The 14237-nt window shown below is 36.2% G+C and carries 18 protein-coding genes and 1 riboswitch; all 18 genes read left to right on the top strand.

Features of this window, described 5'->3' with window-relative positions; all coding sequences use genetic code 11:
• Window positions 1-30: 30 nt before the first annotated feature.
• The 18 genes from JN09_RS01550 (at window position 31) to rpmE (ending at window position 14149) form a co-directional block, all read left to right on the top strand.
• A complete protein-coding gene (locus JN09_RS01550; protein WP_204432031.1) occupies window positions 31-444 on the top strand; it encodes a flavodoxin domain-containing protein in 414 nt (137 codons plus the stop codon).
• A gap of 110 nt (window positions 445-554) precedes the next feature.
• Window positions 555-654: riboswitch (purine riboswitch) on the top strand.
• Between the two features lie 94 nt (window positions 655-748).
• A complete protein-coding gene (locus JN09_RS01545) occupies window positions 749-2125 on the top strand; it encodes an NCS2 family permease (RefSeq protein WP_204432030.1) in 1377 nt (458 codons plus the stop codon).
• A gap of 119 nt (window positions 2126-2244) precedes the next feature.
• Window positions 2245-2775: an inorganic diphosphatase gene (locus tag JN09_RS01540; protein ID WP_204432029.1), complete on the top strand. Its 531-nt coding sequence runs from the start codon at window positions 2245-2247 to the stop codon at window positions 2773-2775.
• Between the two features lie 11 nt (window positions 2776-2786).
• Window positions 2787-3500 (top strand): YebC/PmpR family DNA-binding transcriptional regulator, encoded by a 714-nt coding sequence (locus JN09_RS01535; RefSeq protein WP_204432028.1) that lies wholly within the window; start codon window positions 2787-2789, stop codon window positions 3498-3500.
• A 165-nt stretch (window positions 3501-3665) separates the two neighbouring features.
• Window positions 3666-4166, top strand: coding sequence for a bifunctional pyr operon transcriptional regulator/uracil phosphoribosyltransferase PyrR (gene pyrR / locus JN09_RS01530; protein ID WP_308699514.1), 501 nt, complete (start codon window positions 3666-3668; stop codon window positions 4164-4166).
• Window positions 4167-4217: 51 nt separating this feature from the next.
• On the top strand, window positions 4218-5483 hold the full coding sequence (gene glyA / locus JN09_RS01525; RefSeq protein WP_204432027.1) for a serine hydroxymethyltransferase: 1266 nt from the start codon (window positions 4218-4220) through the stop codon (window positions 5481-5483).
• The gene (locus JN09_RS01520) at window positions 5480-6781 is read left to right on the top strand and encodes an RnfC family protein (RefSeq protein ID WP_204432026.1); all 1302 of its coding nucleotides are present in this window, start codon (window positions 5480-5482) and stop codon (window positions 6779-6781) included. Before glyA ends, JN09_RS01520 begins: the two co-directional genes overlap by 4 nt.
• An 8-nt stretch (window positions 6782-6789) precedes the next feature.
• Window positions 6790-7878: an RnfABCDGE type electron transport complex subunit D gene (locus JN09_RS01515; RefSeq protein WP_204432025.1), complete on the top strand. Its 1089-nt coding sequence runs from the start codon at window positions 6790-6792 to the stop codon at window positions 7876-7878.
• Window positions 7878-8852, top strand: coding sequence for an RnfABCDGE type electron transport complex subunit G (locus tag JN09_RS01510; protein ID WP_204432024.1), 975 nt, complete (start codon window positions 7878-7880; stop codon window positions 8850-8852). The genes JN09_RS01515 and JN09_RS01510 overlap by 1 nt, the downstream gene beginning before the upstream one ends.
• Window positions 8849-9799, top strand: coding sequence for an FMN-binding protein (locus JN09_RS01505; protein WP_204432023.1), 951 nt, complete (start codon window positions 8849-8851; stop codon window positions 9797-9799). Before JN09_RS01510 ends, JN09_RS01505 begins: the two co-directional genes overlap by 4 nt.
• Entirely contained in the window at window positions 9799-10464 is a 666-nt protein-coding gene (gene rsxE, locus JN09_RS01500; protein WP_204432022.1) for an electron transport complex subunit RsxE, read from the top strand. Before JN09_RS01505 ends, rsxE begins: the two co-directional genes overlap by 1 nt.
• Complete coding sequence (locus JN09_RS01495; RefSeq protein WP_204432021.1) at window positions 10461-11042, top strand: electron transport complex protein RnfA; 582 nt, start codon at window positions 10461-10463, stop codon at window positions 11040-11042. The genes rsxE and JN09_RS01495 overlap by 4 nt, the downstream gene beginning before the upstream one ends.
• Entirely contained in the window at window positions 11042-11239 is a 198-nt protein-coding gene (locus JN09_RS01490) for a hypothetical protein (protein WP_204432020.1), read from the top strand. The genes JN09_RS01495 and JN09_RS01490 overlap by 1 nt, the downstream gene beginning before the upstream one ends.
• Window positions 11236-11547, top strand: coding sequence for a (Fe-S)-binding protein (locus JN09_RS01485; RefSeq protein WP_204432019.1), 312 nt, complete (start codon window positions 11236-11238; stop codon window positions 11545-11547). The genes JN09_RS01490 and JN09_RS01485 overlap by 4 nt, the downstream gene beginning before the upstream one ends.
• 85 nt (window positions 11548-11632) lie before the next feature.
• Entirely contained in the window at window positions 11633-12862 is a 1230-nt protein-coding gene (locus JN09_RS01480; RefSeq protein WP_204432018.1) for an FAD:protein FMN transferase, read from the top strand.
• On the top strand, window positions 12843-13325 hold the full coding sequence (locus JN09_RS01475) for a NusG domain II-containing protein (RefSeq protein WP_204432017.1): 483 nt from the start codon (window positions 12843-12845) through the stop codon (window positions 13323-13325). The genes JN09_RS01480 and JN09_RS01475 overlap by 20 nt, the downstream gene beginning before the upstream one ends.
• Window positions 13325-13834: a Gx transporter family protein gene (locus JN09_RS01470; RefSeq protein WP_204432016.1), complete on the top strand. Its 510-nt coding sequence runs from the start codon at window positions 13325-13327 to the stop codon at window positions 13832-13834. The genes JN09_RS01475 and JN09_RS01470 overlap by 1 nt, the downstream gene beginning before the upstream one ends.
• Before the next feature lie 102 nt (window positions 13835-13936).
• The gene (gene rpmE / locus JN09_RS01465; protein WP_204432015.1) at window positions 13937-14149 is read left to right on the top strand and encodes a 50S ribosomal protein L31; all 213 of its coding nucleotides are present in this window, start codon (window positions 13937-13939) and stop codon (window positions 14147-14149) included.
• Window positions 14150-14237: the final 88 nt, after the last annotated feature.

Below are 14237 nucleotides of genomic sequence, written 5' to 3'. Positions count from 1 at the left end.
ATATAATGAGTGTGAAGAGGTGGAATAATTATGAATAATGTTTTAGTTGTATATTGGACTGCTACAGGCAACACGCAAGCTATGGCTTTAAAGATTGCTGAAGGCGCAAAAGCAGATTTAAAAGAAATTAGTGAGATTGCACCAGAAGATGCACTTAAATACGAAAAAATCGCATTTGGATGTCCTGCAATGGGAGATACATTCGAAGAGGCTGAAGAATTCTTAGAATGGTACTTACAAGTTGAACCAGGTCTAGAAGGCAAGAAGATTGCAATCTTTGGATCATTCGGTTGGGGCTCAGGCGAATGGATGGAAGACTGGACTGATAGAGTTGGTCAAACATCAGCTATTCTATTTGAAGAAGCATTAATGGCAAACGAAGCACCAAGTTCAGATGACGAAGACGCATGTCTTGCATTTGGCGAAAGATTTGCTCAATTCTAGTCAAAAATAAAAGCACAATATCGTGCTTTTTTTTCTTGCTTTTAGCAAAGACAACTTCTTTTTTTCTGTAAGCGTTTTAGTTATTTACAACTTTTATTTGACTGTTATAATGGTTGTGTATTCAATAGTATCGTATAATCGGCCTAATATGGTGGCCAAGTTTCTACCGAGAGACCTAATTTCTCGACTACGATATGAAAACCCATTTTCATTTTGTTTTCATATGTAGAAACGCCACCTTTGTCAAAAAAGGTGGCTTTTTCGATTAATGACGTTGAATACGACAAATGAAAAGGAGAAAGAAATGGAAAAACTGTTTGGTTTAAAAGCGAATAATACTACCATTAGCAAAGAAATCATTGCCGGATTAACGACATTCTTCGCGATGGTATACATTATTTTTGTCAATCCATCGACTTTAGAGTCTACTGGAATGCCATGGGGTGCAGTATTTTTAGCAACCATTTTCGCAGCAGCAATCGGAACATTAGTCATGGGATTGTTTGCCAATGTGCCATATGCACAAGCACCTGGAATGGGGCTAAATGCATTTTTTGCACATGTCGTTGTTGGCGGTGTTGGATACGGTTTAGGGTTTTCATGGCAAGAAGCATTAGGGCTTGTTTTCATCTGTGGATTGTTCAATGTTTTGATCACAGTTACAAGCATTCGTAAGCATATTATTATTGCAATTCCTAAGAGTTTACAAAATGCAATTTCTGGCGGAATTGGACTATTTATTGCTTACGTTGGTTTATTGAATGTTAATATTATCAAGTTCAATGTCGTGCCTGAACTTGCAAGTTTTACTGAAGGTCCAGCGATTCTTGCGATGATTGGTTTGGTATTTATGATCGTCCTTTTACTTGCAAAAGTTAAGGGCGCAATCTTGATTGGAATTATGGCTGCAACCATCATTGGTATTCCTATGGGGGTTACAAATATTAGTAGTATCAGTTTCGATATAATCGCACCATTTAGGGATTTACCTGTCACATTCGGTGCAGCATTTGGTGGCATTGGAAGTCTATTTAGTGATGTTTCCAAACTACCGTTAGCCCTCTTGGCTATCTTCGCATTTAGCTTAACAGATACATTTGATACAATTGGTACTTTCATCGGTACAGGGAGAAAAACAGGTATATTCACAGACAACGATATGGCTGCTATGGAAAACAGCCAAGGGTTTAAGACTAAGATGGAGAAGGCCTTATTTGCAGATGCGATTGCAACCTCTTTAGGCGCTGTCATTGGGACTTCAAATACAACCACTTATGTAGAAAGCGCAGCTGGTATTGAAGCTGGTGGAAAGACAGGTTTAACTGCAGTTGTAGTAGGAGTATTATTCTTACTTACGATATTCATTTCACCTATTGTAGGTCTCGTGCCTGCAGCAGCAACCTCTCCAGCCTTAATCGTCGTTGGGATCATGATGGCCTCTAGTTTCCAAGACATTCAATGGCATGAGTTAGAAGAAGCAATTCCATCCTTCTTCACAATCATCGTTATGGCATTAGCCTATAACATTTCATATGGTATTGGTTTTGGGTTTATTACATACGTCATTGTGAAACTTTCCTCAAGAAAACAAAATGAAATTCATCCAATTCTTTGGGGATCAGCCTTTGTGTTTTTAGCTTATTTCATCATAATGGCATTTTACAACGCTGGCATGCTGTAAAATATGAACATTTATTCATATTAAAAGCGATATTTTATATATATTTATCGAACACCTAATCTTTTGGGTGTTTTTTTTTGAATAAAGTGATAAAATATCTATTGACAAGGAGGGCGTTTATGAATATTTGGCACGATATAGATGAAAAACGAATTTCTAAAGAACGCTTTGTTGCATGTATCGAAATATCAAAAGGCAGTAAGAAAAAATACGAACTGGATAAAGAAACTGGCATGATCATACTAGACAGAGTCCTTTATACATCTGCCCATTACCCAGCAAACTATGGATTTATTCCTAGGACGTATGCCGGAGATGATGACCCGTTAGATGTATTGGTGTTATGTCAAGAAGATATAGAACCGCTAAGTTTAGTGAACTGTTATCCAATTGGTGTTATTAAGATGATTGACTCAGACCAAGTCGATGAGAAGATTATCGCAATCGCTATTGGTGATCCATCACTGACTCAGTATAAAGACATCTCAGAGCTACCTGGACATTTATTAAATGAAATGGGCCATTTCTTTGAGATTTATAAGTCTCTTGAAGGTAAAAAAACATACATTTTAGATATAGGCGACAAAAAAGTTGCTGAAGAAATTATCAGTGATTCAATGAAAAGATATAACGAAATTTTTAAAAAATAGAAGAGGATAATATGGGAAGAGCGTTTGAAGTAAGAAAAGTCGCTATGGCCAAAACGGCTGCGGCAAAAAGTAAAGTGTATTCAAAGTATGGTAAAGAAATCTACATGGCTGCGAAAGCTGGTGTACCTGACCCTGAAATGAACCCAACTTTAAAGCGTATCATTGAAAAAGCTAAAAAAGATCAAGTTTCTGCAGACGTTATTTCTAGAGCCATCGATAAAGCTAAAGGTGGATCAGATGATAACTATTCTAGCGCACGTTATGAAGGGTTCGGACCTGGGACTTCACAACTCGTGGTTGAATGTCTAACCGATAACGTTAATAGAACCATTTCAGAAGTTAGAACATGTTTCAATAAGACCGGTGGAAAACTAGGATCTGTATTACATATGTTTGAACAAAAAGCGGTATTCACATTCCAAGGGTTAACTGAGGATGAAATGTTAATGATTCTTATTGAAGCTGGCGTAGATGTTAAAGACTATGAAGTAGATGAAGAATTCATTACAGTTTATGGTGAACCAAGCCAATATAACGAAATCAGAACAGCACTTAAAGATGCTAAACCTGAATTAGAGTTTGAAGAAGACGAAGTTGCTTGGCTACCACTTGCTACATCTAGCTTGACTGAAGCGAAAGAAATCGAACAATTCGAAAGATTAATCGCGATGTTAGAAGAACTAGATGATGTTCAGGAAGTATACCACAACATTAAATCAGAGTAATTATTCAAGGCTGTCTTAACGGACAACCTTCTTTTTTTTCATATGTCAACTAAACCGCTGTCGATAGACTAGAAAAAGTATAAAATAAGGTGCTTTTTTAGGTTAATGTTCGACTTTATGTAGATAATTTGACAAACCTAATATATAATATTAAGAGGTGATAATGTGAAAGAAATTATGGATTCCATTCAAGTATCGAAAACGTTAAAACGAATTTCACATGAAATTATTGAAAGACATATTACTTTAGATAATGTCGTTTTGGTAGGTATTAAGTCTAAAGGACTACCAGTCGCAAAAGAGATATCTAGTTATATTGAACTGTTTTCATCTAAAGTGCTACCGGTTTATGAAATTGATATTTCTGCTTATCGAGATGATTTAAAAATGCCATCTAACCAAAAGTTGGAAGCAGACTTCAAAGGACTCACCGTCATTTTAGTAGATGATGTCTTATACACAGGTAGAAGTGCAAGGGCAGCGATGGATGCAATTCTAGATATTGGTAGAGCATCTAAGATTGAATTGGCAGTACTCATCGACAGAGGTCATCGAGAACTTCCAATAAGAGCAGATTATGTTGGAAAAAACCTACCGACTTCAAAAGATGAAAAAATTTATTATGATGTATCTGATAACAGGGTATTTATCACTTTAAAAAACTAGAGTTATTAAAGGGTAAGTATGTTATAATTGTCATGCAAAAAGAGGGATTAAATGAAAAAAATCACAGACGATTTAGTACTTGAACAAATTAAGTTGGAAGGGATTAGACAGGAAGCTCACATTGAACTAATCGCATCAGAAAACTTTGTGTCTGAAGCGATTCTTCATTTACAGGGTTCTGTTTTAACCAATAAGTATGCCGAAGGGTATCCTGGCAAAAGGTATTATTCTGGTTGCGAACATGTGGATGTGATTGAGTCATTAGCCATTGAACGTGTGAAGAAATTGTTTAATGCAAATTATGCAAACGTTCAACCGCATTCAGGGTCACAAGCAAACATGGCAGCCATTAGGGCTTTAATCAATCCAGGGGATAAAATTCTTGGAATGAGTCTATCAGATGGTGGACACTTAACACACGGTTATAAGTTATCTTTCTCTGGCATGGATTACATAGGTGTAACATATGGTGTGAATAAAGACACTGAAATGATCGACTATGAAGATGTATTAAGAATTGCAAAAGTAGAAAAACCACAATTAATCATTGCTGGGGCAAGTGCCTACTCTAGAATCATTGATTTCAAGAAGTTTAGAGAAATCGCAGATGAAGTTGGAGCAAAACTGTTGGTGGATATGGCTCACATCGCTGGGTTAATCGCCGCAGGCTTACATCCTAATCCAATGCCATATGCTCATGTAGTTACATCCACTACCCATAAGACTTTAAGAGGTCCAAGAGGTGGAATCATCCTAACCAATGATGATTCTCTAGCTAAAGCCATTGATAAACAAGTATTCCCTGGCATTCAAGGCGGCCCACTTATGCATGTGATTGCAGCTAAAGCTACTGCATTTTATGAAGCCCTTGATGAGTCATTTATTGACTATCAAAGTCAAGTCATTAAAAATGCACAGGCTTTGTCAGAACGATTATCTAAATTGGGGTACAGAATTGTATCTGGTGGAACAGATAATCACTTATTGTTGGTAGATATAAAAGGATCAATTGGATTATCTGGAAAGAAAGCAGCTGATATTTTAACAAATGTTAATATCACCTGCAATAAAAATAACATTCCATTTGACCCAGAAAAACCAATGGTTACTTCAGGTATTCGTTTAGGGACACCTGCTGTTACAACCAGAGGCTTAAAAGAATCAAAAATGGTAATGATCGCGGATTTAATCGATGAAGCATTAAGACATTACGATGATGAAACGGTTTTAAATGAAGTTAGAAATAAGGTCATAACATTGATGAGTCATTTTCCGATTTATCAATTTGAATCATATATAAGGGGTGAAGTAAAATGATTGAGAAAACAAGATACATTCCCGATGGGAAGAAAGAAAGAAAAAATCAACCAGTCATTCATTACCTAGAAGCGGAATACTTATATTTCCCTACAACAGACTTAAGATGCCCAGCCGGGGAATCTTGTGTAGTAGATGGACAATATGTTAAAGTTGGCGAGCTAATCGGTACAAGACAAGGTGGATTCTTCGAACAACCAATTCATTCCACTGTCAGTGGATACATTGTAGGTTCAGAGAAAAAAGTGCATTCATCGGGTCAAACTGTTGACTGCGTAATCGTTCAAAACGATAAGAAGTATGTGTTATACGAAAACTGTGTTTCAAGAACTGAAGAAGAAATCGATGCACTTACTAAAGAAGACTACATCAAAATCATTAAAGATTCTGGGTTGTCAGGGTTAGGTGGATCAGGTTTCCCAACTTACATCAAACTTGAAACTAAGCACCCAATTCATACAGTTGTTGGTAACGGTGTTGAATGTGAACCACATTTAATTTCCGACTACAAACTAATCCTTGAACGTGCTAACCGTATTGTTGAAGGGTTAACGTATGCAATGCGTGCAACCGGCGCGAAGAAAGGGATTATTGCTGTTAAGAAGAAATATCCTGAACTTTATGAAGTATTAGAAAACGCGCGTCAAAGTTTCACACATTTTGATATCGAAATCAAACGTGTGGGTAACCACTACCCAGCTGGATGGGAATTAGACACCATCAAATCAGCTACTGGTATTAAAGTTCCTCAAGGTAAATTACCTGCTGAATACGGTGTTACTGTGTTCAACGTTGCCACACTATACGGCTTCTATAGAGCTGTTAAAAGAAGAATGCCAATCACTGAAAGATTCTTTTCAATTAGCGGAGATGGCATCAAATCACCAAAGAATTTCCAAGTTAGAATTGGAACCCCTGTTCGTGACTTAATCGCTTTAGCTGGCGGTTACACAGAAACAGATAAGAATAAAGTGTTAATTTGTGGTGGGCCAATGATGGGTAATGCACTTCAAAGTGATGACATCGTTGTGACTAAAACTGCAACCTCACTAATTATCTTAGATGAAGAGGTTATTCCAACAGAACCTTGTATTCACTGTGCATCTTGCGTGTACTCTTGTCCAGTTGATTTACAACCAGTTCAAATTATGAATGCTTATAAGGAAAGAGACAAAGATGCAATCAATGCACTTGGTGTCAACAAATGTATTGAATGTGGTTTATGCTCATTTACATGTCCTTCTAAGATTCATTTAACAGAAACGATGCGCCAAGCTAAGCGCTTCATAAAGAAATAGGTGATGATATGAATTATGCAAAACAAACAAGTCCATATATTCGTAAAGAAACCAGCGTAAAACGTATGATGTTTGATGTACTAATCGCCTTATTACCATTGGTAGTCTTCGCAGTTTACCGTTTTGGTATGGACGCATTAGTAAGAATCATTTTATCAGCCGTAATCTTCGTTGGCGTTGATGTGGTCGCAGCCCTACTAAAGGTCAAAGTACACCCTTCAGTAAAAGATAAAAAAGAACGTTTTAAATTGAGATGGAAAACATTAACCATTAATCATGTGTCAGCGCCACTTGTATCAAGTGTGATTTTCGCAATGATTATTCCATCAACGCTTCCAATCTATGTATTAATCGTTGGTGCTTTATTTGGTAGTATTATTGCTAAAGCATTCTTTGGTGGATTGGGATCTAACATCTTTAATCCAGCAGCAGTTGCAAGAGTAGTAATTGGATTATCATTTGTTACTGCATTCAATTATGTAGGAATCGATGTAACTTCAAGTGCTACACCACTAGCTGCAGTCAATGATTCATTAGCAAGTATTCCTGCCATGTTAGAATCTTACTCATTAAAAGACCTATTCTTAGGAAACATTCCTGGTTCAATGGGTGAAATCAGTTCAATTCTAATTATTCTTGGCGGATTATATATGTTCATCCGTAAAGCAGCAGACTTTAGAGTTACCGTATCCATGATCTTAAGCTTCACTGTCATTATGTTTGTTGCTACATTAACAGTTAAACCAATTGTTGATAATGGTCAAATCATTGAAACAGTGTTATACCAAGTGTTATCTGGTGGGTTATTATTCGGTGCCGTGTTCATGGTTACTGACCCTGTTACTTCTCCGGTTACAAAACCTGGCAGATGGATATACGGTTTAGTAGTTGGTGCAATTGTTGCAGCCATTCGTTTATTTGGTGCATTACCAGAAGGGGTTGTATTCGCGATTCTTCTAGGTAACATTTTCGTACCATTAATCGATTACTATAAATGGAGTAAAAACAAGTATTCATGGAAGTTCATCCTTGGATATGTCGTTTCATTATCTGTAGTTAGTCTTATTGTACTTCTAGCATTAGGAGGTATTAAATAATGAAAATATTTAAAACCGCAATGGTTCTTACATTAATTGGGTTAGCCTGTGGATTATTAATTGGATTCTCTAATCATATTACAGCACCAATTATCGCAGAAAACAAACGCAAAGCAGAGTTAAAAGCCTATAGTGAAGTATTCCCTGGCTTAACTGAAGCTTCTAAAGTAGAAGGTGTTTCATTCGTTGGGACAACTTATGAAGTATTAGAAGTTAATAAAGGTGAAGAAGTAGTCGGATTCCTAATTAAAGGAAAATCCACAAACTCTTATAGTGAAGGTAATTTCATCGACATCTTACTTGGATTTGATTTGAAGGGCAATATCGTTGGGGTAGAATTCTTAGAATTATCTCAAACTGCTAACTTAATTCAAGTAGTTAAAGATAACTCAGAATACTATAAAAACAAAAACATTAGCGCAATCGACTTTGGTATTCTTCTAACAGAAGGTAAAACAACATACGATGCTAAATCAGGTGCATCTTATGGTTCAACTACCATGAGAAAGATCATTCATGACGCAATCAAAACTTATGAAACCCTTGAAATCGGTGATAAGTATGGCGACATGTTTGGTTCAGGCGCTGTAGCAACTGCAGATTCAACTTTCCAAGCAACCGAAAATGTTACTAAGAAAGAAGCAGTTAAGATTAATGATGCAGTAGTTGGTTATGCTTACACAGTAACCTCTAAGAGAAGTTCGAGTGATGTTAATGGATTCTATTATGGAACCGTTGAATGGAACTTAACACTTTTAGTTGGTCTAGATACAGAAGGCAAAATTAAAGGCATCGTTATCGAAGACTCAGATCATACTAAAGGATTCATTAATGACCATTTAGCATACTTTAAAGTACTAGAAGGTAAAGAACTTGCAACATTTGATACAGTTGAAAATACTGTAACAGGTGCAACATTCTCTAAAAAACATATTGAAGATTTATTACAAGCATTGAAAGGGGTACTAGCATGAGTCGCGAAAATAGAAACATACTCATTAATCTTGGTGTAGCAATCGTGCTTAGCCTACTATTCTTACTTGTGTTTAGAACGTTTAACCCTTCACCTGAAAAAATCTTATTCAGCGATGGAGATTCTTACAAGTCAGTTAACTTCACAAAATATACTTATGTAACAGATAAGATTGAAGTTAAGAAAGATGGTAAAGTGATTGGATACATCTATGAAGCCAGTGGTAAGAATGATTACTCAAACGACAAAAACGTTGAAGTGATTATTGGGATTTCAAAATCAGGAAGAATTACTGGTATTGAAGTTAAGAGCCTTCCGCAATCTGATTTCGTATTAAAAGATTTATACAATAACATTCAAAGTTTTAAAGGTAAACTTATTGACAACATAGATTTAGCTGAACTGAATTCCGATGTTAGAGTACCAAAATATGACATTAATTCTGGTGCAACTGTAGGATCTAGTTTAGTTAGAAAAATGCTTAGAGAAGCGATTTTCATCCATAAAGGATTAGAACCGGTATCCAGAACTTCTTATGAAGTAATCTATGGTGATGGTGCTACAACAGAAGTCGATTCATCATTCGTAGGAAATGCGAATGTTACTAAGAAAGAAGCAGTTAAAATCAATGACGTTGTAGTAGGTTATGCATACACAGTTACTTCAAAGAGAAGCTCAAGTGACGTAGCAGGTTTCTACTACGGAACCGTTGAATGGAATTTAACGCTTCTAGTTGGTTTAGACACTGAAGGTAAGATCAAAGGTATCTCAATTGAAGACTCTGAGCATACTAAAGGATTCATTAATGACCACCTTGCTTATTTCGAAACCCTAGTTGATCAACCGATTGCGTCTTATGATACTGTGGAAAACACTGTAACAGGTGCTACATTCTCTAAGAAACATATCGATGATTTATTACAAGCCTTGAAGGGGGTGTTGGCATAATGAACGACACAATCAAGCTAAATAAAAAAGATATTTTCATGACAGGCGTCATTAAAGAAAACGCCATATTCAAAGTGATGTTAGGTATGTGTCCTGCACTTGCTGTAACAAGCTCATTCGAAAGTGCTTTAGGTATGGGAATCATGGTTATCATTATTCTTGCGCTATCTAACTTAGTAATCTCAGCTTTAAGAAAACTAATTCCTAATGATGTTCGTATTCCAGCTTACATCGTTATTATTGCAACACTTGTTACTGCATTACACATGTTCGTACAAGCTTTTGCAGGTGCTTTATCGGATTCATTAGGTGTATTTATTCCACTGATCGCCGTTAACTGTATCGTTTTAGGACGTGCAGAATCATTTGCATCCAAAAATGGCGTCGTTGATTCTATCATTGACGGTGTTGGTTCGGCTACAGGGTTTGCCCTTGCGATTTCTTTAATTGGTTTAATTAGAGAAATCATTGGTAAAGGCGCTATTTCACTAGGCGTATTATTACCATTACCTTTTGAAACAACCCTTAGATTATTCTCAGAAGACTATGCGATTAGTGTGTTTGTTTCGCCTCCAGGAGCATTCTTAGTGATTGGTATTTTATTAGCCATTTTCGCTGCTGTTGGAAATGCTAAACCTAAAAAGAAAGTGGTGGCTAAAAAATGACATTAGAAGTATTTTTCATATCGCTAATCTCAGCGATGTTAGTCAATAACATTATCGTTATTAAGTTCTTAGGGATTTGCTCATTCTTGGGTGTATCTAAGAAAATGAGTAACGTATGGGGTATGAGCGCAGCCGTTCTGTTCGTTATGATGATGTCTACGGCAATCACTTATCCTTTATATGAATTTGTTTTAGAACCAATGGGCATTGGTTATACTGCTACAATTGCTTTCATCTTAGTTATTGCAGCGGTTGTTCAATTGGTTGAAATGATTCTTAAGAAATATGTTGAAAGCTTATACCGTGGATTAGGGGTTTATTTACCACTTATTACAACCAACTGTGCTGTATTAGGGGTAGCTCAAACAAACCTAACTGAAGCTCAAGGGTTCCTAGATGCTTTAACCATTACACTTGGTACTGCATTAGGATATACACTTGTTATCGTTGCTTTCTCTGCAATCCGTATCCGCTTGGATTCTGCAAACGTTCCTAAAGCCTTTAAAGGCATGCCAATTGCATTAGTCGTTGCCGGCTTAATGTCATTAGCATTCCTTGGTTTACAAGGGTTAGTATAATGGAGTTTCTCGGTTTAGGAGTCCTATTTGTAATCATGGCATTCTTCTTTGTAATAGCGATTTTGAATAAAAAAACGCCAGTACCTGAAAGTTGCCAACATGCTTACATGGAAGCTCAAAATTGTGAAACGTGTGCCGTTAGCGGAGGATGCTCGTTTAAAGAAGCTTTAGACATGATGAAGGAGATTAAGAAATGATTGAATCTACACTTATATTAGGAGCACTTGGATTATTTCTTGGTTTTGGACTTGCTTTTGCAGCAAAATATCTAGAAGTTAAAGAAGACGAAAGAATTACAACAGTTGAAAAAATGTTACCAAACTACAACTGTGGTGCCTGCGGGACCCCAGGTTGTCACGCATTTGCTGTTGAAATCGTTTCTGGTAGAGCTGGAAACATCTCAAGATGTAAGCCAGGTAAACCAGATAAACACTACAACCCAATTCTTCAATATCTAAAAGACAATCCAAATCCAGATGGAACCCCAGTAAATATTAAGCTATAAAGACTTTAAAGGACTTTTTCGAAAGTCCTTTTTCATTGCGGGTTATTGTGTTATAATAGTCGAAGAAAAAGGATGTCATTTACACATGAAAAAACTAATAATATTGGCCATACTTTTTGGCCTTTTCACACAATTCAATCCAGAAATCAATGCGGCTACTGATCCTTATACGATATATTTTCCAGAAGACCTGGAAAGTCCTATCTATTTATATACAGACATATCGATTAAAATTGCTGAGGGGTATACTTTGGAAGATAAAAATGCCATTGAAACCATTCTTAAACGATTTGATCACTTGGCTAATAACTTTATTGGCCCAAGACCAACCCACCAAGATCCGATTTATCATCAAAACAACTTAGTATCCATCAATGAAAAAGCAGGGATTGAACCAGTTGTTGTAGATGAACTGCTATTTAACATGATTAAAGATGCACTAGAATTATCAAAAGAAACCAATGGGTATTTCAACCCAGTATTGGGTGGTGTCATTGATACATGGAAAGAAGTTATTCTCTCAAATGAGTATGTTTATAGTGAGATACCAGAATCGGTATTCAACGAAACAATTACTAAAATAAACACTTATAAAAATCATATTGATCCAAATAAAGTCATCTTAAACGAGACGCTTAAATCTGTTTATCTAGAAGATAGCTTAATGAAACTTGACCTTGGGGCATATGCTAAAGGCTATGCTGCAAAAGAGATTGAAACTTACATTAAGAGCAAAGGGTATAAACATTATTTAATCAACTTAGGTAGTTCAACCCTTTCGGTTGGGACAGCCTTAACCGATGAAGGCAAAGAAAGAGCCTTTGAAATTGGGTTAGTGAATCCACTGGAAGTATATGGCGATGAAGCGGGTGTGTTATCTGTTAAGAATACAAGTATTTCTTCATCTGGTAACTATATTCAGTATGCAACCTATCAAGGAAGAAAATATCATCATATCATTTCTCCATTTGATTTAGTTCCTATGGATTACTATAACGCCATTACCCTAGTAGGGGATGATGCTGCTTTATTGGATGGACTATCCACAGCATTATTCAATATGCCACTCGAAGAAGCAAAAGCACTTTTAGATACCTATGACTACAAAGCTGTGTTCTTTTTAAACGATGGGTCGATTGTTAACCACAACTTGACTAAATCAGAATTTAGAACAGTAGGAACTAAAGGAAACGTATCCACACTTTACTTAATCTTAGGTGGGGTAATTGTAGTAGGTGGCGGCGTACTTGTTTTGTTATCCGTTTTAGATAAGAAAAAAGGAGCTAAAAAAGGCCATGAAGAAGAAAAAGAATGATCGTATCCTTATTGGGATTTTACTGATTGTCTTTGGTGGATACTTACTAGCAACCTCAATCTTAGATAAAACCGGAGACATCGCTTATGTTAAGGTAAGAAACACGGTCTTATTCTCAGTGGATTTAAGAGATGGGAGCTTTACACCTAGAAAGAACGAACAAGTTATTATGCTTGAGGAACTTCCAAGAGTAGAAAAAGATGGCATTTATGTAAATGACATCAAACTGGATACTCTAGAGATAAATAAAGGGATTGCAGTATATGAGAACCAATACTATATTATGGGGCATTTAGGGATTGTCGTTATCGAATATAAAGATTCTAAAGTCAGGGTTAAAGAAGAGTTTTCACCCTATAACATTTGTAGTAGACAAGGGTTCTCCGATAAGAATCCTATCATTTGTCTACCTAACTATGTGACCATTGAATTTAATCAATCAGAAACGGATGTGATTATCTAATGTCCGTTAAAAAACTTACATTATTAGCCATCCTAACTGGGGTTGCTTCCATCATCAATATATTAGAATCCTACGTTCAAATCATCCCTGGCATTCCATTTAAAATAGGATTTTCTAATATTGTTACACTAATCATTATTTATAAGTATGGCGCAAAAGAAGCAGTCATCACGGTCTTACTAAGAATTGTTGTTACAGCATTATATAGCCCTGGAACGTTTAACTATGCCACATTTTCCTTGAGTTTCTCAGGGGCAGTGTTCTCTTTAATTGTCTTAAGCATATTGGTTAAACTCGATTTCTTTGGGATTACAGCGAATTCAACCTTATCGAGTTTATTTCACGTCATTGGGCAATTAGTTGCTGCATCGTTCTTGTTTACGGATGTAGTGGCGTATTATGCCCCACTTATGCTCTTTATTTCTATCCCTGCTGGTATCTTTACAGGCATATTAGCGAATCGCTTCTTGGATAGGACAAAAGACATTTTCATTGATAAAAAGTTCTAAAATAAAAGATATCAAAAATGTTTGTGTATTTAAAATATCTATGATATAATACCTACGCAAACTTACTATGGACATTAAGTCTATGGCGGAAGGAGAATGAATATGAAAGAAAAAATTCATCCAAAATACCAAGTCGCTAAAGTTCACTGTGTAACTTGTGGTAATGAATTTGAAGTCGGATCAGTTTCTAAAGAAATTAGAGTTGATACTTGTTCAAATTGCCACCCATTCTATACAGGACAAGATACATTTACACAAGCTGCAGGCCGTGTGGAACGTTTCAACAAGCGCTATGGTGTTAACAAAGAGAAATAATCACTCATAAGAAATCAAATGCGAGCAATCGCATTTTTTCTTTATATATTGATTTACCATAGGATTATGAATTTCTTACTTTTTGTAT

The sequence above is a fragment of the Paracholeplasma morum genome, from assembly GCF_016907055.1.
GTDB lineage: Bacteria > Bacillota_I > Bacilli_A > Acholeplasmatales > UBA5453 > Paracholeplasma > Paracholeplasma morum.
Note: the sequence above shows the minus strand (reverse complement) of the source record. Positions and strands in the feature narration are given on the sequence as shown.